Below are 21,862 nucleotides of genomic sequence, written 5' to 3'. Positions count from 1 at the left end.
GCGGTTCATTGAGCGGTTCCAAAGGGAAGGCGGCCTTGCAGGCGCGCGAGGTCGATCTCGGCCCGGACACGCGCCAGACGGGCGTCCACGGCGCCGTTGCGGGCGGTGATGAGGGCGGTGCGTGAGGACCGCAGTTCGAGCTGCGAGATGCGGCCGGCCTCAAATCCGATGCGCGAAAGCCGATAGGCCTCCTCGCCGGCGGTCACCCCGGCGTCCGCCGCGGATACCCGGCTGGCCGAGGCGCGAAGCCTGGCCTGGGCCGCATTGCGATCCGCCTCGGCGTCCTGCCGCGCGCTGACCAGTCGGGCGTCGGCCGCACGGAAGTCGGCCTGGGCCGCCTCGATGTTTCCCCGGTTCCTGTCGAACAGCGGCAGCGGCAGGCTGAGACCGAAGATCAAGGCCGTCTCATTCTTCTCCTCGAAACGACGCACGCCCACGGACGCCGTCACATCGGGCGTCGCGCGAACGCGTTCGACGGCGATCCGCGTCTCGGCCGCCGACCGTTCCGCCTCGGCCACCCGGACCTGGGGCGACACGGACGCGCCGACGGTCGTCGAAGGCGTGCGGTCGATCAGACTCGTTTCGATCGAGGTCACGGGCGTCGACAGCATGGCGATGGCGGTCAGCCGCGCGAAGGCCGCGTCCCGCTCCGCCTCGGCTTCATCGAGGCTCGCCTTGGCGGCGGCCGCTTCGCTTTCGCCCTGAATGCCGCGCAGCAGGGGTTCGCGGCCCTCCTCGACGAGCGCCAGGGCGGCGCGCGTGTCGGCGATGATGACGGTCAGGGCCTCGGCGGCGAGGTCGGCGCGACGCTCGGCGGCCTCCGCCTCGGCATAGGCCAGGGCCAGTCTCGCGGCCGCCTCGACCGCGGCCTGGTCGCGGCGAAGCGCCGCCGTGCCCGCATCGGCGCGCGCCGCGCCGACACGCGCCGATCGACGGCCCCACAATTCCAGGTCTTGGCTGAACGACAGGGTCGTCTCGGCATTGGCGTAGCCCCTGAAGGAACCTCGGCCAAAGGCGTTCTCCGCCTCCAGTCCCAGCGTGGGATTCGGCCGGACGGCGGCTTGCCGCACCCGCGCTTCGGCGGCGTCGAGCAGGGCTTCGGCCTCAACGGCGGACGGGGTCAATCCGATGCGGTCGAGCAGGGTCTCGAACGCGGGAGCGGGATCGGCCCACGCGGGACCGGCGATCAGGACCGCGAACGCGGCCCACGCGCAACCGACCGCGAACCGCGGCCGACGGCGATGTAGGGATGTCATGGTTCATCTTTCCAGAGGTGTGACGAGAGCGTGCGCCGTCATTCGGCGCGAACGTCGCGTCAGGCTCTGGGAGGGCGCTCCAGGCCGTCAGGCGCATGCGCGACGCGCATGTCGTCCATCGGCGGGGCGAGCACGGCGTTCGCCGTCAGACACGGCGCCCGCAGCGAGGGATCGGACGTCGCCGCCGATCCCGCACTATGACAATGACCATGCGAGCAGGCGCCGTGGACCGGCTGTGGGTCCGGCTCATGATCCTGATCGCTGGTGATCATCTGATGCGCCGAAGGCGGCTCGACGCCGCACTCGGCGGCCTCGGCGATGGGCGCCAGGGCGAACATGGCGACGAGCAGCGCAAAGAGCGCCGTCACCCACCGAATTTTCGCCATGCCGAACGTCATCACCGCCTCGTATCAGATTTGACGACAGAAAGTCACTGACGTCATGACGCAGCCGACATGACGTCGAGGTCTTGGCTCAACCTCGGCGAGGGAGAATGAAGCGATCAGGAAAACGCCGTGAAGATCAGGGCCACGACGGTGACGTCGAAGACACGGGCGGCGAGCGAGAGAAACTGGGGCATGAGCGTTCCGGGAAGCGACGGTCTTCCCTCGCTCCAGCAAGCCCCGTGCCGGTCACGGCGTCGGCGTCAGATCTCGGTCTTGGTGGTCTTTCCGGCGGGCGGGCGCCGCTCTTTCGCGCCCGAATATTCCCGGCCCAGATAGGTCGAGCGGGCCGCGTCCAGCACCGGCGCCCCGCCCTTCAGGCCGCGCTTCTGTCCATCCTGGCCCATCAGTTGGACCGAAAAGGCCGGGTCGGCGGACGGCTTGGGGGCGGCAGGGCTTGCCGGGCGGGCGGCGCCTTCGGCCGGGGCGTCCAGCGGAACCAGGTCGCGGCTGTTTCCCCGGCGCTGGACCAGGCGGCGTTCACCCTTGCGCTGTTCGTCCTGGTCCATCCGGTCCCTCAGCCCTTCCCGGCGAGGCGGTCGATCTGGGCGCGCATCTCATCCATCTGGCGGCGCATCTCGTCCAGCGGGTCCGAGGCCTTGGGCGTGCTCTGGGGTGCGGTCTGGGACGCGCCATGGGGCGCTTCGCCCGCGCGTTGGGCCGGGGTCATGCCGGGCCACATGCGCATGGCCTGTTCAAACATGGCCATGTTGCGCTTGATCGCCTCATCCATGATCCCGGCGCCGGGCGTGGCGCCCAGCACCTTGGTCATCTGGCCGCGGAACTGTTCCTGCTGGCGGGTGAAATTCTCCAGCGACATTTCGAGATAGCTGGGCAGGACCCCCTGCACCGGATTGCCGTAGAAGCCGATCAACTGACGCAGGAACTGCACCGGCAACAGGGCTTCGCCCCGGCTTTCCTCCTCGAAGATGATCTGAGTCAGGATCTGGCGGGTCAGGTCCTCATTGGTCTTGGCGTCGAAGACCTGGAACTCGACCCCCTCGCGGACCATGCCCGCCAGATCGTCCAGGGTGACGTAGGCGCTGGTGGCCGTGTTGTAGAGCCGCCGGTTGGCGTATTTCTTGATGATCACGACGCCGTCGCCGGTCTTGCCGCCTTCGGATTTCCTGTCAGCCACGCCCATGCTCGTTCTGTTGCGACCCGGCCCTTATCCCGCAGCACGGCCCGATGCGCCAGCCGTTCTTCAGGCCGCCGCCGGCGCCAGCACCACGCCGACCAGCACCGCCGCCCAGTGGACGCCCGCTCCGGTCACGACGAAACCGTGCCAAATGGCGCGCCGGAACTTCACCCTGGGGCTGATGAAGACGAAGACGCCCGCCGTATAGATCAGCCCGCCCGCGACCAGCAGGGTCAGGGCGATGGGGTGCACCGTGTCCAGCATCGGCTTCAGGGCGATCACCGCCAGCCAGCCGAACAGGGCGTAGATCGCGCTCCAGAACCCGTCCGAGATGCGCGGCGCCACCAGCTTGGCCCCCACGCCGCCCAGGGCGATGGCCCAGACCAGCAGGGTGAAGCCGATGGCCCACCAACCCTCGAACCGCTGGGTCGTGAAAGGGGTGTAGCTGCCCGCGATCATCAGGAAGATGGCCGCCTCGTCCAGCCGCCGCAGCACCGGACGCACCGGCGACGGCCGGGTCAGATTGTACACGGTCGAGGCCGACAGCATGGCGATCAGGCACAATGCATAGACCGCCGTCGACACCGCCGTGCCGATCCCGCCGTAAACCACGGCCAGCACCGCCAGCACGATCCCGCCGATCCCGGCCAGAACCAAGCCGATCAGATGCACCCATAGGTCGGCCAGCCGCTCGGCGCGAGACGTATAGTGCTCGATCATGTCCAGGGCGTCGGCGACACAGACCCGGGCGGACAGCTTCTTCATCGCGTTCAGCATGGTTTCTCCAAACCGGAAGGCGCGTGATCGTTCCCGTAAACATGTAGGCAAGCTGGATGACTATCCGCTGAACACGGACGATATTCGGCGTTGTTCGCGGGCCGGTGCGACGATTCGGCAACAGGCGGATTTGCGGGCGGCGGGCGCGGAGCGTATTCACCCGGTGCTGATTTCCGGCCTGCCGCGCGTCGCGCTATCTGAGGCCTTTCTCCCGGAGCTTCTCATGACCGACGTCGTCATCGTTTCCGCCGCCCGCACGCCTGTCGGCTCATTCTTGGGCGCCCTGTCCGGTCTCAGCGCCGCCGACCTGGGCGCGATCGCCATCAAGGCCGCCGTCGAACGCGCGGGCGTGAAGCCGCAAGAGGTGGACGAGGTCATCCTGGGTCACGTGCTTCAGGCCGCGACCGGCCAGGGCCCGGCGCGCCAGGCCTCGATCAAGGCCGGCCTGCCGATCGAGACCCCGGCCTGGAGCCTGAACCAGATCTGCGGTTCGGGCCTGCGCGCCGTCGCCATCGCCTATCAGCAGATCGCCCTGGGCGACGCCAAGATCGTGGTCGCGGGCGGCCAGGAGAGCATGAGCCAGGCGCCCCACGCGGCCCAGATGCGCAACGGGACCAAGATGGGCGACGTCGGCTTCACCGACACCATGATCAAGGACGGCCTGTGGGACGCCTTCAACGGCTATCACATGGGCCAGACGGCCGAGAACATCGCCAACCGCGACCACATCAGCCGCGCCGACCAGGACGCCTTCGCCGTCGCCAGCCAGAACAAGGCCGAGGCCGCCCAGAAGGCCGGAAAATTCGACGCCGAGATCGCGCCGGTGACGATCAGCACCAAGAAGGGCGACGTGGTCGTCGACAAGGACGAATACATCCGCCACGGCGCCACCCTCGAAGCCATGGAGAAGCTGCGTCCCGCCTTCGCCAAGGACGGCTCGGTCACCGCCGCCAACGCCTCGGGCCTGAACGACGGCGCCGCCGCCCTGGTGCTGATGAGCGCCGATGAGGCCAAGGCGCGCGGGCTGGAGCCGCTGGCCCGCATCGCCTCCTGGGCCACGGCGGGCGTCGATCCGGCGATCATGGGCACGGGTCCGATCCCGGCTTCCAAGAAGGCGTTGGACAAGGCGGGCTGGACCGTCGCCGACCTGGACCGGGTGGAGTCCAACGAGGCCTTCGCGGCCCAGAGCCTGTGCGTGCTGCGCGAGCTGGGGCTGGATGCTTCCAAGGTCAACGTCAACGGCGGGGCCATCGCCATCGGCCATCCGATCGGCGCTTCAGGCGCGCGCATCCTGACCACCCTGCTGCACGAGATGAAGCGCTCGGATGCGAAGAAGGGTCTGGCCACCCTGTGCATCGGCGGCGGCATGGGCGTGGCCCTGTGCGTCGAGCGGGCCTGACGCCTCGGTGACAAGCATTCTCTACGGCCGCCCGCCGGCGGTGTTCGAGCCGCCGACGGGGGCGGCCCAGACCTCGCCCCTGATCCCCGGTTCGGCCGCGCTGGAAGACCTGGCGCCCGGCTCGGTCGAGACGGCCATGATCTATGCCCCGCCCGGGGTGGTGGAGCGACGCTACACGCTGGCTCTGGCCCTGCGCGCCCTGAAGCCCGGCGGGCGGCTGGACGTCATGGCCCCCAAGGACAAGGGCGGTTCGCGTCTGAAGAAGGAGCTGCAGGCGTTCGGCCTGACCTTCGAGGAGACGGCCAAGGCCCATCATCGCCGCGCCCTCGCCGTGCGGCCTGAGACGCTCACGGGGCTGGACGAGGCGGTCACGGCGGGCGGCCCGCGCCGCATCGCGACGCTGGACGCCTGGACCCAGCCGGGCGTCTTCGCCTGGGACCGGGTCGATCCCGGCAGCGCCCTGTTGCTGAAACATCTGCCGGAACTGGCCGGCGCAGGCGCCGATCTGGGCTGCGGCTGGGGCGCCCTGGCGCGCGCCGTGCTGGTCTCATCCAGGGTGACGGCCCTGCGGCTGGTCGACCTGGACCGGCGCGCTGTCGAGGCGGCCCGGCGCAACATCGACGATCCGCGCGCGGCCTTCGACTGGGCCGACGCCCGGCTTCTGCCGGACACGGGCGATCTGGACTTCGTCGTCGCCAATCCGCCCTTCCACGACGGCGGCGCCGAGGACCGGCGACTGGGCCAGGCCTTCGTGCGCAAGGCGGCCGGTCTGCTGAAACCGGGCGGCGTCCTATGGGTCGTCGCCAACCGTCACCTGCCCTATGAGAACGAGATCAACGCCGTTTTCAAACGCATGAGGCCCGTCGCCGACGCGGGCGGCTACAAGGTGCTGGAGGCGACGCGGTGAAGGCCAAGACCGCGCGTCTGGACAAGCTGCTCGGCTCGCTCGGCTACGGCTCGCGCCAGGAGATCGCCCGGCTGGCGCGCGTCGGCGGGGTCGCGCTGGACGGCGTCGACGTCACCGACGCCTCGACCCGCATCGCCGTGACGCCGGACCTGCCGCGACGGATGACGGTCGACGGCCGCCCGGTCGATCCGCCGCAGGGCCTGATGCTGATCCTCAACAAGCCGCTGGGCATGACCTGTTCGCACAAGGAGGACGGGGCGCTGGTCTATGACGTCCTGCCCGACCGCTGGCGGCGGCGCGACCCGGCGATCTCGACCGTCGGGCGGTTGGACAAGGACACCTCGGGCCTGCTGCTGCTGACCGACGACGGCGACCTGCTGCATCGGATCATCAGCCCCAAGCGGCATGTGAAGAAGACCTATCGCGCGACCCTGGCCCGTCCCTTGGCGGGGACCGAGACCGCCCTGTTCGCCTCGGGCGCGCTGATGCTGGAGGGCGAGGACAAGCCGCTGGCCCCCGCGACGCTGGAGATCATCTCCCCGACCGAGGCGCGCCTGACGGTGACCGAGGGCCGTTATCATCAGGTGCGGCGCATGTTCGCCGCCGTCGGCAACCACGTCGAGGCCCTGCACCGCGAAAGCCTGGGCGGGCTGGTCCTGCCGCCCGACCTGGCGCCGGGCCAGTGGCGTCTGGCCACGGCCGAAGAGATCGAGGCGGTCTTCGCGTGACGGCGGGGGCGGGGCGTACAGACACAGATGCGAGCCGCAACCTCTAGACGCCCAAGATTGCTGACAGCCCTCGACACGGCTATGTTATCCGCATGAGCGAATATTCCGTCGCAGAGGCTCGGGGTCAGTTGTCCAGGCTGCTGGATCGTGTTCTGGCGGGCGAGGACGTGACCATCACCCGTCGCGGAAAACCCATCGTGCATCTGGAGCCGGCGCATCCGTCCAAGGCGTCGCATGGGAAGCGGAAATCGGTTGATCTGAACTGGCTCCGCAGCATTCGCGTCAAGCCGCGCCTTCCGACAGACGCATCCCAAACGATCCGCGAATTGCGCGAGAACGAGCGCTATTGAGCGTCTATTTCGACACCAGCGCCGTCGTGGCGCTGCTGACTGACGACGCCCATTCCGCCGCCGTTGAAGGCTGGCTCGTTCAAGGTCATGACATCGTGGTCAGTCACTGGGTTTTGACCGAGTTCAGCTCCGCGCTCGGACTGCAATTTCGGCAACAGCGCTTGAGCTTGGCCGAGGTTGAACAAGCCGAGGCCGCGCTTCAGGGTTTGGTCCAGGAGGAATTCGGCCTGGAAGCGGTTGAGAATGACGACCTTGTCCAAGCTAGGGCGCTCTTGATTAGGGATCGGTCGTTAAGATCGCCGGACGCCCTGCATCTCTCCATCGCAATGCGGCTAGGAACGGCTTTCGCGACCTTCGATATCAACCAAGCGCGCGCCGCGGAGCGTCTGGGCTTGGTGGTTTTGTCCGCATGATACGGGCCAAGATCTGCGGGCTGACCACGGCCGAGATGCTGGACGCGGCCCTGGACGGCGGGGCGGCCTATGTCGGCCTGGTGTCGTTTGCGAAGAGTCCGCGCCACCTGTCGCTGGCCGCCGCCGCGACCCTGGCTGAGCGCGCACGCGGCCGGGCCGGAGTGGTCGTCGTCACGGTCGATCCCGACGATGTCCTATTGGCCGAGATCGGCCTGAAGGTGCGGCCCGATTTCATTCAGTTGCACGGCCATGAGGCGCCGGATCGCGCCGAGGCGGTGCGGCGGTTGACCGGCGCGGGGGTGATCAAGGCCCTGCCGATCTCCAACCCCGAGGACTTCGCCGCCGCCGCCGACTGGGAACCGGTCGCTGATCACCTGATGTTCGACGCCCGGCCGCCCAAGGACGCGGTCCTGCCGGGCGGCGTCGGAGCGGCCTTCGACTGGTCGCTGATGACCGGCCGCCAGTTCGAGCGGCCATGGTTTCTGGCGGGGGGACTGACGCCCGACAACGTCGCCGAGGCCGCCCGCGTCACCGGCGCGCCCTTGGTCGATGTGTCCTCTGGCGTGGAAAGCGCGCCCGGTGTTAAGGACGCGGGCCGTATCGCGGCCTTCCTGGAGGCGGTGCGGCGGCCGTAATTCCGACGCCTCCCCGCGTGAAAGCTTCGCCCGTGAACGCCCTGCTTCCCAACGACTACGTCTGGCCCGACGCCCGGGGCCGCTTCGGTCCCTACGGCGGCCGGTTCGTGGCCGAGACCCTGATGCCGCTGATCCACGAGCTGGATGCGGCCTATGAAGCGGCCAAGGCCGATCCGAGCTTCCAGGCCGAACTGGACGGCTTTTTGACCGACTATGTCGGCCGCCCCAGCCCCCTGTATCTGGCTGAGCGGCTGACGGAGCATCACGGCGGCGCCGACATCTGGTTCAAGCGCGACGAGCTGAACCACACCGGCGCGCACAAGGTGAACAACTGCATGGGCCAGATCCTTCTGGCCATGCGCATGGGCAAGACCCGCATCATCGCCGAGACCGGCGCCGGCCAGCACGGCGTGGCCACGGCCACCGTCTGCGCCCGCTTCGGCCTGCCGTGCGTCGTCTATATGGGCGCGACCGACGTGGAGCGTCAGCAGCCCAACGTCTTCCGCATGAAGCTTCTGGGCGCCGAGGTCATTCCCGTCACCAGCGGCCGGGCGACCCTGAAGGACGCCATGAACGAGGCCATGCGCGACTGGGTCACCAATGTCGAAGACACCTATTATCTGATCGGCACGGCGGCGGGACCGCATCCCTATCCGGCCATGGTGCGCGACTTCCAGGCGGTGATCGGCCGCGAGGCCCGCGCCTCCATGCTGGCCCGCAAGGAGAAACTGCCGGACGCCTGCGTGGCGGCGATCGGCGGCGGCTCGAACGCCATCGGCCTGTTCCATCCCTTCATCGAGGACGCGGGGGTGCGCCTGATCGGGGTCGAGGCCGCCGGGCGCGGCCTGGACGGCCCGGATCACGCCGCCAGCATCCAGGGCGGCCGCCCCGGCGTGCTGCACGGCAACCGCACCTATCTGCTGCAAGACGACGACGGCCAGATTCTGGAGGGACACTCCATCTCGGCGGGCCTGGACTATCCGGGCATCGGACCCGAGCACGCCTGGCTGAAGGACATCGGCCGCGCCGAATATCGCGCCGCCACCGACGCCGAGGCCTTGGAGGCCTTCCAGCTCTGCTCGAAGCTGGAGGGGATCATCCCCGCGCTGGAACCCAGCCACGCCCTGGCCCGCGTCGGCGAGATCGCGCGGGAAGTGGGCAAGGGCGGCGACGTCGTGCTGAACATGTGCGGGCGGGGCGACAAGGACATCTTCGCCGTGGCGAAGCATCTGGGAGTGGAACTGTGAACAGCAACAGCCTTCTGATCGCGGCCGTCGCCGCCTTCGGCCTGACCGGCGCCGCCATGGCCCAGACGCCCTATGCGGCGGCCGCGCCCGCCCAGGCTCAGACTCCGGCGGCGGCCCAGCCCGCCGCCGCCGCCCGGCCCCAGGGCCGCCCCTGGACCGAGGCGCCGATCCTGACCGGCGCCTCGGCCGCGCCCGATTGCGGCAATCTGCACAACCTGGCCGGACGCGCCTTCTGCGTCACCGCGCCCCTGGGTCAGATGGAGACCCTGGCCGAGGCCTACATCACCTCGCTGCAAGGCATGGGCTGGATCGTCGCCGACGGCGACGCCAACCGCGTCGTCTTCATCAAGCGCACCGGCGACGGCGCCTGCGACGGCGTGCAGATGATCGCCTTCTACGACACGTCCAAGCCCGCCGTGCCCGAATCGGCCGCCTGGCTGGGTTTCGCGACCATCCCCGGCAACATCTGCGCCCCGCGCCCCGCGGCCGCGGCCGCTCCGGCCCAGTAAGCGCGCCCGTGACCACCGCCCGCATCGACGCCCGTTTCGCGGCGCTGAACGCCGCCGGACGCGCCGGTTTCGTCGCCTATGTCATGGCCGGCGACCCGACGCGCGACCAGGCGCTGGAGATTCTGCGCGGCCTGCCCGCCGCCGGGGCCGACATCATCGAGCTGGGCTTTCCGTTCAGCGATCCGATGGCCGAGGGGCCGCCGATCCAGCGCGCCGCCCTGCGCGGCCTGAAGGCCGGTCTGACGCTGAAGGGCACGCTGGACCTGGCCCGCGCCTTCCGCGACGGCGACATGGACACGCCCCTGATCCTGATGGGCTATCTGAACCCGATCGAGACCTACGGTCATGAGGCCTTCGCCCGCGACGCGGCGGCGGCGGGCGTGGACGGGGTGATCGTGGTCGACTGTCCGCCTGAAGAGGCGGGACCGCTGAACGACGCGCTGGACGCCGCCCAGGTGTCGCTGATCCGCCTGGCCACGCCGACCTCGGACGACGCCCGGCTGAAGATCATCGCCGAACGCACCTCGGGCTTCGTCTATTACGTCTCGGTGGCGGGCGTGACGGGGGTCAAGGAGGCCGACGCGGGTTCGGTCGCCCCGGCCGTGGAGCGGGTTCGCCAGGCCTCGGGCCTGCCGGTCGCCGTCGGCTTCGGCATCAAGACGCCCGAACGCGCCGCCCAGGTGGCCCAGGTCGCCGACGCCGTGGTGGCCGGTTCGGTGCTAGTCGACGAGGTGGCGGCGGCGCTGGCGCAGAACGCCGATCCCGTCCGCCGCGTTCTGGATCGCGTGAAGACCCTGGGCGACGCCGTCCGGGATGCGCGCGTCACGCGAACCGCCTGACCCAAACCCGCATCGTTCTGGGACCAGAGGCTTCGCATCCGGCCCGGAAATGCTCTAGAGACCCGCCCATGGTCGATAAGAACAAGCCGCAGGAACGCCAACGCGGAGGCTGGCTCAGCCGTTTCGCCCCCGGCGTTCGCAAGATCGTCAGCCGACGCGACACGCCCGACAACCTGTGGGTCAAGGACCCCGACACGGGCGAGATGCTGTACCGTTCGGACCTGGAGACCTCGCTGTGGGTGACGCCCACGGGCCGCCACATGCGCATCGGCGCCCAGGCGCGCCTGCGCTACACCTTCGACGACGGCGAGTTCGAGGCGATCGACACGCCCGAGGTCGTCGAAGACCCGCTGAAATTCTCGGACGGCAAGCCGTACAAGGATCGCCTGTCCGCCGCCCGCAAGGCCCAAAACGCCCGCGACGTCATGTCCATCGGCGTCGGCCTGATCGACGGGGTCGAGACCGTGGTCATCGTCCAGGACTTCGCCTTCATGGGCGGTTCGCTGGGCATGGCGGCTGGCGAGGCCTTCATCGCCGCCGCCCGTGCGGCGGTCGAGCGCGAGCTGCCGCTGGTCTGTTTCACCGCCGCGGGCGGCGCCCGGATGCAGGAGGGCGCCCTGTCGCTGATGCAGATGGCCCGCACCACCCTGGCCATCCAGGAGCTGAAGGCGGCGAAACTGCCTTATGTGGTGGTCCTGACCGACCCGACCACCGGCGGGGTGACGGCCAGCTACGCCATGCTGGGCGACGTGCACCTGGCCGAGCCGGGCGCCCTGATCGGCTTCGCCGGCCCGCGCGTGATCGAGGCCACCATCCGCGAGAAACTGCCCCCCGGCTTCCAGCGCGCCGAATATCTTCAGGAAAAGGGCATGGTCGACCGGGTCGTCACCCGCGCCGAAATGCCGGTCATCCTGGGCCGCATCCTGTCCATGCTGATGGACGGACGCGCACGCGCCGCCTGAGGCTGAGCGAGGAGGAGCCGCCGTGCCGTCCAAGGTCGCCCGTTTCCTGCTGAGCCTGCTTCTGGCCCTGCTGATCGCGGCCGTGGCGACCCTGGGCCTGAGCTGGGTCTGGACCGACGTCCTGGGCGGGGCGGACATGACGATCCACGGCTGGATCGCCCTGGGCCTGGGCCTGTTCGGAACCTGCGGCCTGGCCTGGGTCTTGATGGCCCTGGCCTTCAAATCCAGCCGCGAGGGCTGGGACGACCGCGTCGACAACAGCCTGGACCCCGGCCGTGAGGATCGGGAAGAGGGTTAGGCCGCCCGCTCCGCGCCGTCGCCCAGCGCGGGCGACAACAGTCCCTCGGTCAGGGCGCGCACCACCGGCACGGCCACGGCGTCGCCCATCAGCTTCAGCGCCGCGCTCTGCGAGGACGGCAGCACATAGTCGTCGCCCACCCCCATCAGCCGCGCGCATTCACGTCCCGTCAGCCGCCGTGCGCGAACCGCGCCGTCCTGGCACACGACCACATACTGGCGCGACGAGCCGCCCGACGGCGTGCGCAGACAGCCCGCCAGGCCGTCAAAGCGCAGCTCCAGCCGCTGGACCTTTTCGCCGCGCTCGACCCGCACGCGGCGGAAGGCCGCCCCGACCGTCCGGCGGCCCGCGGCGACGGCGGCGTCCAGCCGTGCGCGATGCAGCGGGGCCAGCAGGGTCAGCAGCCGCCGGGTCTCGTCCGGCGCGAACCAGTCGACCGCCGCGTCCGGCTGCAACACCGCCTCCAGATCCAGATTGCGGCGCGGCGGCGCGGGCAGGCGCCACCAGGCCCAGGCGTCCTTCGCGACGCCAGGCAATCGCGCATGGGCCGCCACCAGCCGCGCGGAATGGAAGACCGCGTCCGGCCCGGTCCCTTCGGGCGCGCCGTCGCCGCGCACGCCGACGATGAACAGGCGCGGCCGGGACTGCGGCAGCCAATGGGCCGCGTCCATCTCCAGCGCCCCGACGCGATAGCCCGCCTCGGCCATGGCCGTGCAGACGGCGGCGAAATCGGCGCCGTCGCCCGAGGTCAGCAGGCCGATGACGTTCTCGACCACCACCACGCGCGGGCCGCGCCCCTCGGCGTCCAGCCCCCGCATCAGCCGCCAGAAGCCCCAGAAGGCCCCCGAACGCCGCGCCTCCAGCCCGCCGCGCGCGCCCGCCAGGCTCACGTCCTGACAGGGCGAGGAGGCCCAGCACAGATCGGGACGGCCCGGCAGATCGGCGGGTGTCAGGTCCCAGACGTCGCCCACCACCGGCGCCACGTCGTGATTGGCGGCGAAACCGCGCGCCTTGGCCGGGCACAGGTCGTTGGCGAAGACCGTGCGGAACCCCCGCCCCCCGGCGGCCAGCCCCAACCCCGCCAGCCCGCCGCCGGCGAAGAATTCGAACGCTGTCGGGGCGGATCGATTCGACATGCGCACAGGCTAGCGCAGTCCGCGTCTCTTGGCGCCCCCGATGGAACGCTCTTGACCCGCGCGTCGGCCGCCCCTTCCATGCGCGGCAAATCGGAGCCTCGGTCCATGCGCCTGATCCCCGCCCTCGCCGTCCTGGCCCTGCTGGCCGCCTGCACCCAGGAGCCTGCACAGGGTCCCGACCGGCCCGAACCGCCCGCGCCGCCGCCCGTGCTGGGCGGGGTCGACCTGGGCCAGCCGGTGCGCGCCCTGGGCACCGAACCGTTCTGGGGCGTCGACATCGCCCCGGCCGGGATCACATATTCGGGCGTCGACCGGCCCGAACAGACCGCGCCCAACCCCGGCCCGACGATCACCGGCACCGTGGCGGCCTATACGACCCAGACCGTGCAAGGGAACAAGCTGGAGATCACCCTGATCGCCACCGAATGTTCGGACGGCATGAGCGACCGCACCTATCCCCTGACCGCGCGCGTGGTGATCGGCGAGGAGACGCTGCAGGGCTGCGCCGCCACCACCGCCGCCGTCATGGGCGCGGGCGAGTCCGGGCCGGTGCAGTAACCACTGCCTGTAAATCGCCGTCGTCTTCAGCCATAAGCCCGCGATGAAGTTCCTCGACCAGGCCAAGATCTACATCCGCTCGGGCAACGGCGGCGCCGGTTCGGTGTCGTTCCGGCGCGAGAAATTCATTCCCAACGGCGGTCCCGACGGCGGCGACGGCGGGCGGGGCGGCGATGTCTGGATCGAGGCCGCCGACGGTCTGAACACCCTGATCGACTTCCGCTATCAGCAGCATTTCAAGGCCCAGACCGGCGCCCACGGCCAGGGCCGCAACATGCACGGAGCCAAGGGCGAGGACGTGGTGCTGAAGGTCCCCGTCGGCACCCAGGTGCTGGATGAAGACAAAGAGACCGTCCTTCTGGACATGGATGCGCCCGGCAAGGTCGAACTGCTGCTGAAGGGCGGCAACGGCGGCTGGGGCAATGACCGCTTCAAGGGTCCGATCAACCAGGCCCCGCGCCACGCCAATCCGGGCCAGGAGGGCCAGGAGCGGTGGATCTGGCTGCGGCTGAAGCTGATCGCCGACATTGGTCTGGCGGGCCTGCCCAACGCCGGCAAGTCGACCTTCCTGGCCGCCGTCAGCGCGGCCCGGCCCAAGATCGCCGACTATCCCTTCACCACCCTGACGCCCAATCTGGGCATGGTGGACCTCAGCCCCTCGGAACGCTTCGTCATCGCCGACATCCCCGGCCTGATCGAAGGCGCCAGCGAGGGCGCGGGGTTAGGCACGCGCTTTCTGGGCCACGTCGAACGCTCGGCTTCGCTGATCCATCTGGTCGACGGAACCCAGGACGACGTGGCGGGCGCCTACGCCACCATCCGCCACGAGTTGGAGGCCTATGGCGGCGGCCTTGGCGAAAAGCCCGAGATCGTCGCCCTGAACAAGATCGACGCCCTGACCCCCGAGGCGCGCGAGGAAAAGGCCGCCGAGCTTCAGGCCGCCTGCGGCCATCGCCCCCTGCTGGTGTCGGGCGTCTCGGGCGAGGGCGTGCCAGAACTGCTGCGCGCCGCCTGGGCCGAGGTGCGCAAGACCCGCGGCGAGACCGCTCCGGCGGAGGACGACGAAGCGACCGTGGTCGAAACCCCCGGCGGCTGGCGGCCCTAGGCTGGCGCATCGCCCCGTGATAGGTCCGCATTGAGCATAAGCCCGCGCGAGCCTCGTCCACTTGTCTTTCTTCCACGCCGGACCCGCGCCCAGGCGCTTCGGCCCCCGACCAGGCGGGGTGCGTGACGGGCTGGCCCTGACCCCCGGCATGCGGGTCGGCCTGTTCGGCGGCTCGTTCAATCCGGCGCACGAAGGCCATCTGCACGTCGCCGAAACGGCCATGCAGCGGCTGGAGCTGGACCGCATCGTCTGGATGGTCTCGCCGCAGAACCCGCTGAAGGACGCCGCCCAAACCGCGCCCCTGGCCGCGCGCATGGCGTCGGCCCGCACCATGGCCCGCGCGCCCGGCATGGTCGTGTCGGACGTCGAGACGCGGCTGGGCACGGTCTGGACCATCGACACCCTGCGCGCCCTGACCGACCGCTATCCGGGCGTGCGCTTCGTCTGGGTCATGGGGTCCGACAATCTGGCCAGTTTCCACCACTGGCGCGGCTGGACCGACATCATGCGTCTGATGCCGGTGGCCGTGGTGGCCCGGCCCGGATCGCTGTTGGACAGCCGCACGGCGCCCGCCGCCGCCCGCTTCGCCCGCGCCCGCCTGTCGCCCGAACGGGCGCGCCTGCTGCCCGAGTGCGAGGCGCCGTGCTGGACCTATCTGACCGCGCCGCTGAACCACCAGTCCTCGACCGCCATCCGGCGCGCCGCCGCCTCGGCGTGACCTTCAGGCCCGTCCGTGCTAAGGAGCCGCTTTAGTATGTCCTTCGGAGCCGTAAGCTGACCCCCTCGCCCGCGCACGACGCGCATGACGCCGCCGTTTCCGACACGGCGCATGAGATGGAGCCGACCGGGTCCATCCACACCGAAGACGGCGCCCCCCTGCCGACCGGCGGCACGCCGCTGGAACAGGCCATCCTGAACAAGCTGGACGAGGACAAGGCCCAGGACATCGTCCTGATCGACCTGCGCGGCAAGTCGCCGATGTCCGACGCCATGATCGTGGCCTCGGGCCGTTCGCACCGCCATGTCGGCGCCCTGGCCGACCACCTGCTGCGCACGCTGAAGGACCACGGTCTGGGCAAGGCGCGGGTCGAGGGCCTGCCGCACTGCGACTGGGTGCTGATCGACGCGGGCGACGTGGTCATCCACCTGTTCCGCCCGGAAGTCCGCAGCTTCTACAACATCGAGAAGATCTGGTCGGTCGACAGCGGCCACCGCGTCGACAGCCGCGTCTAGCCCTCAAGCAGCGAGCGACCGCGTCGCGAGCGTTAGGGCCACAAAGATGAAGCTCTCCATCATCGCCATCGGCAAGCCGGGTCGCGGACCCGAGGCGGCGTTGGCCGACGACTACGCCCGGCGCGCCACCCTGGCGGGCAAGGCCCTGGGCCTCGGCCCGCTGGAGCTGATCGACCTGGACCCCCGCAAGCCGGGCAAGGCGCCCGAGGCCGAGCTGATCCTGGCCGCCGCCGAGGGCGCGCATCTGATCGCCTGCGACGAGCGCGGCAAGACCTTCTCCAGCCGCGCCTTCGCCGATCACGTCGCCGAGCTGCGCGACCGGGGCGAGCGGCGCGTGGTCTTCGCCATCGGCGGGGCGGACGGGCTGGACGCGCGGCTGCGGGACGCGGCCGCCTCGACCCTGGCCTTCGGTCCCCAGACCTGGCCCCACGCCCTGGCGCGGGCGATGCTGGCGGAACAGCTATATCGAGCGGTGACCATATTGGCCGGATCGCCCTATCATCGGGACTGATGCGCCCCCTGCTTCCCATCCTGATCCTGGTCCTGGCGGCCGGTCCCGCCGTCGGGCGCCAGTCCCCCGCCCCCGAGGTGCGTCGGCTGGAGGCCGAGTATCGCGACGAGACCGTGCGCGCCCGGCGTCTGCGCGCCGAGGCCGCCGCAGCGGGGCGTGAGATCGCGGGCCTTGAGGCGCGGCTGGCGACCCTGCGGGCCGAGGCCGACGGCGGCGACGCGCGGATGCAGGCTCAGCGCGCCCGGCTGAACGAACTGGCCGCGCGCGAGGCGGCCCTGGTCGCCGAACTGACCCGCGAACGCGGGCGTCAGGGGCGGATGCTGTCGGCCTTGCAGATGATGAGCCGCCGCCCGCCGCCGCCCCTGCTGGTCCCCGCCGACCGGGCGGTCGACACGGTGCGCGCCGCCATCCTGCTGAAGGCCATGGCGCCGCAGATCGAAGCGCGCGTCCGCGCTCTTCGCGCCCGCCAGGACGAACTGGTCCGCATCCGCCGCCTGGCCGTCCTGTCCAGCGAGGCCCTGCTGACCGCCGAGAGCGAACAGGGCGACCGCCTGGCCGAGATCGAATCCCTGGGCGCGCGTCGCGCCGCCCTGGCCGCCGTGCTCAAGGCCGAGGCGACCGAGGCCGAACGGGCCGCGCGCGTTCTGGAGGCGCGACTGAACGCGTTGGGCGGCGACACCGCCGTGCCGGACGCCGCCGACGAAACCGTTCAGAGCCTGCCCGCCGGACGCACGCGCCTGGCCCGGCCGCTGACGGGCGAACCGGCCCAGACGTTCGGCGGCGGCTCGACCGGCTGGCGCTGGCGGGCCGACCGGCGCATGGCCGGGGCGCCGGCCGCCGGGCGCGTGGCCTATGCCGGGCCGCTGGCGGGGTGGGGGCAGGTGGTGATCCTGGATCTCGGCCCTGGCTGGCGCGCCGTCGTGGCCGGCCTGGACGACCTGACCGTCGCGGCCGGGTCGCGGGTCGAGGAAGGTCAGGCCCTGGGCCGCAGCGGCCCGGACGGCGAGGTCTATTTTGAACTGCGCCGCGACGAGCGGCCCATCGATCCCGCGCCCTGGCTGTCGTGACGCCCGCGTGAGACCTGCGGTCGGGGAATCCGCTTTCCTTCCCCGCCCGACGCTGATTTTATCGACGCATGGGGCGTCGCGGCCACGATTCAGCCGCGACCGCCTCGCCTGATGCCCGCCTGTCGGTCCCGCCGGACCCAAGAAAGAGATCGAATGCGCAAATCGCTCGTCGTCGGCGCCGCCGTGCTGGCGCTGGCCGGATCGGCCGTCGCGGTGCAGAGCCAGACGCCCCGCAACGAAACCTTCCGCATGCTGGAGATGTTCGGCGACATCGTCGGCGCGGTCGAACAGGCCTATGTCGTCCCGGTCGACAACAAGAAGCTGATCGAGGCGGCGCTGCGCGGCATGATGTCGTCGCTGGACCCGCATTCCGACTATCTGCCGCCGTCCGGCTACGGCGAGCTGCGCGAGCGCACCGAGGGCCAGTATTCGGGCGTCGGCATCGTCATCACCTCCGAGGGCGGCCTGATCAAGGTGGTCTCGCCGATGGATGGCGGTCCGGCGGTCAAGGCCGGCATCCAGGCCGGGGACGTCATCTCTCAGGTCGACGGGGTCAACACCGCCGGCATGACCAATTCCCAGGTGTCGGACAAGCTGCGCGGCCCGGCGGGCACGACGGTCAAGCTGACGATCCTGCGCGACGGCGCCGAGTCGCGTGAGGTCGATCTGGTCCGTGACGTGATCCGCATCGATTCCGTCACCGGACGGCTGGAAGGCGACCTGGCCTATGTCCGCGTCTCCAGCTTCAACCAGAACACGGGCACGGAGCTGACCACGGTCATCGAACGGCTGCGGCGCGAGAACCCGAACATCACCGGCTATGTGCTGGACCTGCGCAACAACGGCGGCGGCCTGTTGCCCGCGGCCATCGCCGTGTCCGACGCCTTCCTGGAGCGCGGCGAGATCGTCAGCCAGCGCGGCCGCCGTCCCGATCAGATCGAACGCTACGCCGCCACCGCCGGCGACCTGACCGGCGGCAAGCCGATGGTGGTGCTGATCAACTACGGCTCGGCCTCGGCGTCCGAGATCGTGGCCGGGGCGCTGAAGGACCATCAGCGCGCGACCCTGGTCGGCCTGACCAGCTTCGGCAAGGGATCGGTCCAGACCGTCTTCCCGCTGCGGGGCGGCCAGGACGGCGCCCTGTATATGACCACGGCGCGCTACTACACGCCGTCGGGCCGTTCGATCCAGAAGATCGGCATCGAGCCGGATCTGGAGGTGTCGCGCTCGGCCGCCGAGGCGCGGATCATCTCGCGCTCCAACTTCGTCTATTCGGAAGCCGCCTACGCCACCGCCCTGGACGCCTCGATCGGGGCCGAGCGGCGCGGGCCGCACGCCGCGCACGAGGCGCCGGGCGCGAACTATCCGACCGACAAGGACTATCAGTTGGAACGGGCCTTCGAGGTGCTGCGCGTCGGCGGCGACCTGGCGCGCCTGCCCGCGCCGGGCGCCGACATCGTCATCGACGGAAACGCGCCCGAGACCACGACGGAACCCGCCGCCGAACACTAGGCGCCGCCACGTCCAACGTGGTGAACGGCCCGTTAGGCTTTCTTAACCGGGCTGCCGCACACTGACCTCGCAAGAGGTCCGTCCGTACGCCCATGTTCGCCAAACGCCAGTCCGCTCTCGCCGCCGCCGCCGGCGCGCCGCCCGCGCCGAAAGGCCCGCTGTTGCCCCCCGGCGCGCTGAAGGCGCTGGTCAGGAAGCCGCCGGTCATCGTCGGCGCCGCGGGCCTGTTCCTGCTGGCGGCCGTGGCCCTGTTCGTCGTGGTGCTGGGCGACCCGCGCGCCGGCGCGCCCTCGGCCCGCGTGGCCCTGAAGCGCGACGCCGCGCCCACGGCCCCTGCCCCGACCGGTTTCGAGGCCTTCTCCATGGGCGCCATGGACCTGTATCAGGACCTGACCGGGACCGGCGATCCGGCCCTAGCGGGGGCGGCCGGGGGCGAGGCCCTGATCACCCTGCCGGACGGCGCCACCATGGCCGGTGGCGCGGCCGTCGCCGCCCCGCGCCAGGCCGCGTCGCCCCTGCCCGCCGCGCCGATCGCGGGTCTCAGCCAGCCGGGACCCAATGGTCCCCTGCCGGTCATCGCGCCGGACGGCCGCAGCCCCGCCGTGGCCTATGCCCGGCCCTTCCGTTCCAACGGCAAGCCGCGCGTGGCGCTGATCGTCGGCGGCCTGGGCCTGAACGCGGTCACCACCCGCGCCGCCATCGAGCGCCTGCCCGCCGAGGTGACCCTCAGCTTCGTGCCCTACGCCGAGGGCCTGCAAGGCTGGATCGACCTGGCCCGCGCCCAGGGTCATGAGGTGATGATCGAGATCCCGATGGAGCCGACCGGCTATCCCGACACGATCGATCCCGGCCCGCAGACCCTGCTGGCCGCCTCGACGCCCGATGAGATCCAGGCCCGCATGGCCTGGCTCTTGGGCCGCGCCACCGGCTATTTCGGCGTCACCAACTATCTGGGCGACCGGTTCGCGCCCTCGGACAGCGGCATGAACGCCTTCCTGGCCGTGCTGCGCCAGCGCGGTCTGAGCTTCGTGGACGACGGCTCCATGCGGCGGCGGCCCGGCGCCTTCGCCCGCGCCAGCGCCGACCGCATCATCGACGAGAGCCAGACCCCCGCCGCCATCATGGGCCAGCTCAACGCCCTGGAGGCCGCCGCCAAGACGCGCGGCCAGGCCCTGGGGACCGGCTTCAGCTATCCAGTGACGGTCGAGGCCGCCGCCCGCTGGACCGCCGGTCTAGACGCGCGCGGCCTGCAACTGGCCCCAGCGTCGGCGATCACGGCCCGGCCGGGACGGTAGAAGGGGGTAGGGCTTAGGGAGTAGGGCTTAGGGCCTGCACTCGCTTCTCTCCCTACGCCCTAAGCCCTGCTCTCTAAGACCTAAGCCTCACCATGACCGACCTCTCCCAGCACCGCCCCAACGTCGGCGTCGTCCTGTTCCACCGTGACGGGCGGGTCTGGTACGGGCGCCGGGCCGGAACCAAAGACCCGCACGGCTGGCAGTTCCCGCAAGGCGGCGTCGACGAGGGCGAGGATTTCGAGGCCGCCGCCCGTCGTGAACTGCATGAAGAAACCGGCGTCCGCTCGGTCGAGCTTCTGGCCGCCACGCCCGGCTGGATCGCCTATGACTTCCCGGCCGACTACATCGGCTCCAAGGCCGCGCGCGGCTGGCGTGGGCAGAAACAGAAATGGTTCGCCTACGGTTTCACGGGTGAAGAGTCGGAGATCGACCTAGACGCCCATGACGAGATCGAGTTCGACGCCTGGCGCTGGGGCCGTCTGGACGAGGCCTGCGACCTGATCGTGCCGTTCAAGCGCCCGGCCTATGAACAGGTCGTCGCCGCCTTCACGGGCCTGGCTCGGATGTTGGCCGAGGGCTGATCCGCCGCGTCCGGCGCTCAGTGGCCGTCGCCGGACAGTTTCATCAGCACCAGGCCCGCGACGATCAGCACCGCCGCCGTCACCCGCATCACCGACAATTGCTCGCCCAGCACCGTCACCCCGACGATGAAGGCGCCCACGGCCCCGATGCCGGTCCAGACGGTGTAGGCCGTGCCCAGAGGCAGGGTCTTCATCGCCACCGACAACAGGCCGAAGCTGACGAACATGGTGGCGAAGGTGGCCAGCGTCGGCCACAGCCGGGTGAAGCCCGCCGACTGTTTCATCAGATAGGCCCAGACCACTTCAAACAGGCCGGCGAGAAAGAGAAGAATCCAGGCCACGGTCGGCCCTCCTTGCAAAGGGCCGGGCCGTCCCGGACTTGGTCCCGCCGGACCTCAGGGCCTGGGCGGGAGCGAGGACGTGGCCTCGTCTTGCGATGAATTTAGGACCGCGTGGCGACGGGTCAAGCCGCCGACGGGTCTCAAGCCTCGGTCAATTCCGAGGCCTGTTCGGCCAGGATGGTCAGGCCGGCCGGGGTGACGTCGGCGAAGCCGCCGTGCACCTCGAAGCGGCGACGCGAACCACCGTCGATGACCGTCACCACGCCTTCGCGCAGGGCGGTCATGAAGGGGGCGTGGTCAGCCAGGACGCCGAAGTCGCCCTCGGCGCCGGGCGCGTCGACCTGATCCACGAGGCCCGAAAAGACCTCGCGTTCAGGCGACACGAGAGAGAAGGAGAGTTTCCCGGCCATGGATCAGGCGGCGTCCGTGGCCAGCTTCTGGGCCTTCTCGACCGCTTCCTCGATGGCGCCGACCATGTAGAAGGCGGCTTCCGGCAGGTGGTCGTATTCGCCGGCCACGATGCCCTTGAACGAGCGGATGGTGTCGGCCAGCTCGACGAACTTGCCCGGCGAGTTGGTGAACTGTTCGGCCACGAAGAAGGGCTGCGACAGGAAGCGCTGGA

28 protein-coding genes and 1 pseudogene are annotated in these 21,862 nt (G+C 70.4%); 20 read left to right on the top strand and 9 right to left on the bottom strand.

The features are described 5' to 3' along the window. Positions 1-5: 5 nt before the first annotated feature. The 5 genes from V7D63_RS07125 to trhA all read right to left on the bottom strand — a co-directional run bounded on the left by V7D63_RS07125 (position 6) and on the right by trhA (position 3,614). Positions 6-1,256 (bottom strand): TolC family protein, encoded by a 1,251-nt coding sequence (locus V7D63_RS07125; RefSeq protein WP_333591572.1) that lies wholly within the window; start codon positions 1,254-1,256, stop codon positions 6-8. A gap of 59 nt (positions 1,257-1,315) precedes the next feature. After that, positions 1,316-1,654 (bottom strand): hypothetical protein, encoded by a 339-nt coding sequence (locus V7D63_RS07120; RefSeq protein ID WP_333591571.1) that lies wholly within the window; start codon positions 1,652-1,654, stop codon positions 1,316-1,318. A 248-nt stretch (positions 1,655-1,902) separates the two neighbouring features. Beyond that, the gene (locus V7D63_RS07115; protein ID WP_333591570.1) at positions 1,903-2,208 is read right to left on the bottom strand and encodes a hypothetical protein; all 306 of its coding nucleotides are present in this window, start codon (positions 2,206-2,208) and stop codon (positions 1,903-1,905) included. A gap of 8 nt (positions 2,209-2,216) precedes the next feature. Further along, positions 2,217-2,843 (bottom strand): polyhydroxyalkanoate synthesis repressor PhaR, encoded by a 627-nt coding sequence (gene phaR / locus V7D63_RS07110; RefSeq protein ID WP_333591569.1) that lies wholly within the window; start codon positions 2,841-2,843, stop codon positions 2,217-2,219. Positions 2,844-2,903: 60 nt separating this feature from the next. After that, a complete protein-coding gene (gene trhA, locus V7D63_RS07105) occupies positions 2,904-3,614 on the bottom strand; it encodes a PAQR family membrane homeostasis protein TrhA (RefSeq protein WP_333591568.1) in 711 nt (236 codons plus the stop codon). A gap of 223 nt (positions 3,615-3,837) precedes the next feature. Between trhA and V7D63_RS07100 the strand changes: the two genes are divergently transcribed. The 11 genes from V7D63_RS07100 (at position 3,838) to V7D63_RS07050 (ending at position 11,901) form a co-directional block, all read left to right on the top strand. Continuing rightward, entirely contained in the window at positions 3,838-5,013 is a 1,176-nt protein-coding gene (locus V7D63_RS07100) for an acetyl-CoA C-acetyltransferase (RefSeq protein WP_333591567.1), read from the top strand. A 7-nt stretch (positions 5,014-5,020) separates the two neighbouring features. Next, positions 5,021-5,920 carry a class I SAM-dependent methyltransferase gene (locus V7D63_RS07095; RefSeq protein ID WP_333591566.1) on the top strand — a complete coding sequence of 300 codons (900 nt, stop codon included), beginning with the start codon at positions 5,021-5,023 and terminating at the stop codon, positions 5,918-5,920. Continuing rightward, on the top strand, positions 5,917-6,648 hold the full coding sequence (locus V7D63_RS07090; protein WP_333591565.1) for a 16S rRNA pseudouridine(516) synthase: 732 nt from the start codon (positions 5,917-5,919) through the stop codon (positions 6,646-6,648). The genes V7D63_RS07095 and V7D63_RS07090 overlap by 4 nt, the downstream gene beginning before the upstream one ends. A 92-nt stretch (positions 6,649-6,740) precedes the next feature. Then, entirely contained in the window at positions 6,741-6,998 is a 258-nt protein-coding gene (locus V7D63_RS07085) for a type II toxin-antitoxin system Phd/YefM family antitoxin (protein WP_333591564.1), read from the top strand. Continuing rightward, positions 6,995-7,411: a type II toxin-antitoxin system VapC family toxin gene (locus tag V7D63_RS07080; RefSeq protein ID WP_333591563.1), complete on the top strand. Its 417-nt coding sequence runs from the start codon at positions 6,995-6,997 to the stop codon at positions 7,409-7,411. The genes V7D63_RS07085 and V7D63_RS07080 overlap by 4 nt, the downstream gene beginning before the upstream one ends. Continuing rightward, on the top strand, positions 7,408-8,046 hold the full coding sequence (locus tag V7D63_RS07075; protein ID WP_333591562.1) for a phosphoribosylanthranilate isomerase: 639 nt from the start codon (positions 7,408-7,410) through the stop codon (positions 8,044-8,046). Before V7D63_RS07080 ends, V7D63_RS07075 begins: the two co-directional genes overlap by 4 nt. A 32-nt stretch (positions 8,047-8,078) precedes the next feature. Continuing rightward, entirely contained in the window at positions 8,079-9,293 is a 1,215-nt protein-coding gene (trpB, locus tag V7D63_RS07070) for a tryptophan synthase subunit beta (protein ID WP_333591561.1), read from the top strand. Continuing rightward, on the top strand, positions 9,290-9,802 hold the full coding sequence (locus V7D63_RS07065; RefSeq protein WP_333591560.1) for a hypothetical protein: 513 nt from the start codon (positions 9,290-9,292) through the stop codon (positions 9,800-9,802). Before trpB ends, V7D63_RS07065 begins: the two co-directional genes overlap by 4 nt. A gap of 8 nt (positions 9,803-9,810) precedes the next feature. Beyond that, positions 9,811-10,641 carry a tryptophan synthase subunit alpha gene (gene trpA / locus V7D63_RS07060; RefSeq protein WP_333591559.1) on the top strand — a complete coding sequence of 277 codons (831 nt, stop codon included), beginning with the start codon at positions 9,811-9,813 and terminating at the stop codon, positions 10,639-10,641. A 68-nt stretch (positions 10,642-10,709) separates the two neighbouring features. Beyond that, positions 10,710-11,603 carry an acetyl-CoA carboxylase carboxyltransferase subunit beta gene (locus tag V7D63_RS07055; protein ID WP_333591558.1) on the top strand — a complete coding sequence of 298 codons (894 nt, stop codon included), beginning with the start codon at positions 10,710-10,712 and terminating at the stop codon, positions 11,601-11,603. 22 nt (positions 11,604-11,625) lie between these two features. Further along, positions 11,626-11,901 carry a hypothetical protein gene (locus V7D63_RS07050; protein ID WP_333591557.1) on the top strand — a complete coding sequence of 92 codons (276 nt, stop codon included), beginning with the start codon at positions 11,626-11,628 and terminating at the stop codon, positions 11,899-11,901. On the opposite strand, the gene V7D63_RS07045 is transcribed toward V7D63_RS07050, so the two are convergent. Further along, entirely contained in the window at positions 11,898-13,037 is a 1,140-nt protein-coding gene (locus V7D63_RS07045; protein ID WP_333591556.1) for a DNA cytosine methyltransferase, read from the bottom strand. The two genes, V7D63_RS07050 and V7D63_RS07045, sit on opposite strands and share 4 nt — an antisense overlap. Positions 13,038-13,142: 105 nt before the next feature. On the opposite strand from V7D63_RS07045, the gene V7D63_RS07040 reads away from it, so the two are divergent. From V7D63_RS07040 to V7D63_RS07000, 9 genes are all read left to right on the top strand, one after another. Next, positions 13,143-13,595, top strand: coding sequence for a COG3650 family protein (locus V7D63_RS07040; RefSeq protein ID WP_333591555.1), 453 nt, complete (start codon positions 13,143-13,145; stop codon positions 13,593-13,595). Between the two features lie 43 nt (positions 13,596-13,638). After that, the gene (obgE, locus tag V7D63_RS07035; RefSeq protein ID WP_333591554.1) at positions 13,639-14,700 is read left to right on the top strand and encodes a GTPase ObgE; all 1,062 of its coding nucleotides are present in this window, start codon (positions 13,639-13,641) and stop codon (positions 14,698-14,700) included. A 118-nt stretch (positions 14,701-14,818) separates the two neighbouring features. Next, positions 14,819-15,418, top strand: a complete 600-nt coding sequence (locus V7D63_RS07030; RefSeq protein WP_333591553.1) for a nicotinate-nucleotide adenylyltransferase — start codon at positions 14,819-14,821, stop codon at positions 15,416-15,418. A 116-nt stretch (positions 15,419-15,534) separates the two neighbouring features. Then, positions 15,535-15,933 carry a ribosome silencing factor gene (gene rsfS / locus V7D63_RS07025; RefSeq protein WP_333591552.1) on the top strand — a complete coding sequence of 133 codons (399 nt, stop codon included), beginning with the start codon at positions 15,535-15,537 and terminating at the stop codon, positions 15,931-15,933. Between the two features lie 46 nt (positions 15,934-15,979). Next, positions 15,980-16,444, top strand: coding sequence for a 23S rRNA (pseudouridine(1915)-N(3))-methyltransferase RlmH (rlmH, locus tag V7D63_RS07020; RefSeq protein WP_333591551.1), 465 nt, complete (start codon positions 15,980-15,982; stop codon positions 16,442-16,444). After that, entirely contained in the window at positions 16,444-17,511 is a 1,068-nt protein-coding gene (locus tag V7D63_RS07015; protein ID WP_333591550.1) for a murein hydrolase activator EnvC family protein, read from the top strand. Before rlmH ends, V7D63_RS07015 begins: the two co-directional genes overlap by 1 nt. A gap of 153 nt (positions 17,512-17,664) precedes the next feature. Further along, positions 17,665-19,023: a S41 family peptidase gene (locus tag V7D63_RS07010; protein ID WP_333591549.1), complete on the top strand. Its 1,359-nt coding sequence runs from the start codon at positions 17,665-17,667 to the stop codon at positions 19,021-19,023. A gap of 92 nt (positions 19,024-19,115) precedes the next feature. After that, the gene (locus V7D63_RS07005; RefSeq protein ID WP_333591548.1) at positions 19,116-20,318 is read left to right on the top strand and encodes a divergent polysaccharide deacetylase family protein; all 1,203 of its coding nucleotides are present in this window, start codon (positions 19,116-19,118) and stop codon (positions 20,316-20,318) included. Between the two features lie 92 nt (positions 20,319-20,410). Continuing rightward, on the top strand, positions 20,411-20,899 hold the full coding sequence (locus V7D63_RS07000; RefSeq protein ID WP_333591547.1) for an RNA pyrophosphohydrolase: 489 nt from the start codon (positions 20,411-20,413) through the stop codon (positions 20,897-20,899). A gap of 17 nt (positions 20,900-20,916) precedes the next feature. Here V7D63_RS07000 and V7D63_RS06995 read toward each other — a convergent pair whose 3' ends face one another. The 3 genes and pseudogenes from V7D63_RS06995 to V7D63_RS06985 all read right to left on the bottom strand — a co-directional run. Next, positions 20,917-21,240, bottom strand: coding sequence for a DMT family transporter (locus V7D63_RS06995; RefSeq protein WP_333591546.1), 324 nt, complete (start codon positions 21,238-21,240; stop codon positions 20,917-20,919). Positions 21,241-21,380: 140 nt separating this feature from the next. Beyond that, a complete protein-coding gene (locus V7D63_RS06990; RefSeq protein ID WP_333591545.1) occupies positions 21,381-21,650 on the bottom strand; it encodes an ATP synthase F1 subunit epsilon in 270 nt (89 codons plus the stop codon). Between the two features lie 3 nt (positions 21,651-21,653). Then, positions 21,654-21,862 (bottom strand): annotated as a pseudogene (locus V7D63_RS06985) (F0F1 ATP synthase subunit beta); the annotation flags it as partial.

This window comes from Brevundimonas sp. (assembly GCF_036732845.1).
Classification (GTDB): Bacteria; Pseudomonadota; Alphaproteobacteria; order Caulobacterales; family Caulobacteraceae; genus Brevundimonas.
The sequence above is the reverse complement of the archived record's forward strand: the minus strand, read 5'-3'. Positions and strand labels throughout refer to the sequence as shown.

Excerpts from the sequence above, each read along its gene's own strand:
- V7D63_RS07125 (WP_333591572.1), bottom strand. The coding sequence starts at position 1,256 with ATGACATCCCTACATCGCCGTCGGCCGCGGTTCGCGGTCGGTTGCGCG.
- V7D63_RS07120 (WP_333591571.1), bottom strand. The coding sequence starts at position 1,654 with ATGACGTTCGGCATGGCGAAAATTCGGTGGGTGACGGCGCTCTTTGCG.
- V7D63_RS07115 (WP_333591570.1), bottom strand. The coding sequence starts at position 2,208 with ATGGACCAGGACGAACAGCGCAAGGGTGAACGCCGCCTGGTCCAGCGC.
- phaR (WP_333591569.1), bottom strand. The coding sequence starts at position 2,843 with ATGGGCGTGGCTGACAGGAAATCCGAAGGCGGCAAGACCGGCGACGGC.
- trhA (WP_333591568.1), bottom strand. The coding sequence starts at position 3,614 with ATGCTGAACGCGATGAAGAAGCTGTCCGCCCGGGTCTGTGTCGCCGAC.
- V7D63_RS07100 (WP_333591567.1), top strand. The coding sequence starts at position 3,838 with ATGACCGACGTCGTCATCGTTTCCGCCGCCCGCACGCCTGTCGGCTCA.
- V7D63_RS07085 (WP_333591564.1), top strand. The coding sequence starts at position 6,741 with ATGAGCGAATATTCCGTCGCAGAGGCTCGGGGTCAGTTGTCCAGGCTG.
- V7D63_RS07075 (WP_333591562.1), top strand. The coding sequence starts at position 7,408 with ATGATACGGGCCAAGATCTGCGGGCTGACCACGGCCGAGATGCTGGAC.
- V7D63_RS07055 (WP_333591558.1), top strand. The coding sequence starts at position 10,710 with ATGGTCGATAAGAACAAGCCGCAGGAACGCCAACGCGGAGGCTGGCTC.
- V7D63_RS07045 (WP_333591556.1), bottom strand. The coding sequence starts at position 13,037 with ATGTCGAATCGATCCGCCCCGACAGCGTTCGAATTCTTCGCCGGCGGC.
- V7D63_RS07040 (WP_333591555.1), top strand. The coding sequence starts at position 13,143 with ATGCGCCTGATCCCCGCCCTCGCCGTCCTGGCCCTGCTGGCCGCCTGC.
- obgE (WP_333591554.1), top strand. The coding sequence starts at position 13,639 with ATGAAGTTCCTCGACCAGGCCAAGATCTACATCCGCTCGGGCAACGGC.
- rsfS (WP_333591552.1), top strand. The coding sequence starts at position 15,535 with ATGGAGCCGACCGGGTCCATCCACACCGAAGACGGCGCCCCCCTGCCG.
- rlmH (WP_333591551.1), top strand. The coding sequence starts at position 15,980 with ATGAAGCTCTCCATCATCGCCATCGGCAAGCCGGGTCGCGGACCCGAG.
- V7D63_RS07015 (WP_333591550.1), top strand. The coding sequence starts at position 16,444 with ATGCGCCCCCTGCTTCCCATCCTGATCCTGGTCCTGGCGGCCGGTCCC.
- V7D63_RS07010 (WP_333591549.1), top strand. The coding sequence starts at position 17,665 with ATGCGCAAATCGCTCGTCGTCGGCGCCGCCGTGCTGGCGCTGGCCGGA.
- V7D63_RS07005 (WP_333591548.1), top strand. The coding sequence starts at position 19,116 with ATGTTCGCCAAACGCCAGTCCGCTCTCGCCGCCGCCGCCGGCGCGCCG.
- V7D63_RS07000 (WP_333591547.1), top strand. The coding sequence starts at position 20,411 with ATGACCGACCTCTCCCAGCACCGCCCCAACGTCGGCGTCGTCCTGTTC.
- V7D63_RS06990 (WP_333591545.1), bottom strand. The coding sequence starts at position 21,650 with ATGGCCGGGAAACTCTCCTTCTCTCTCGTGTCGCCTGAACGCGAGGTC.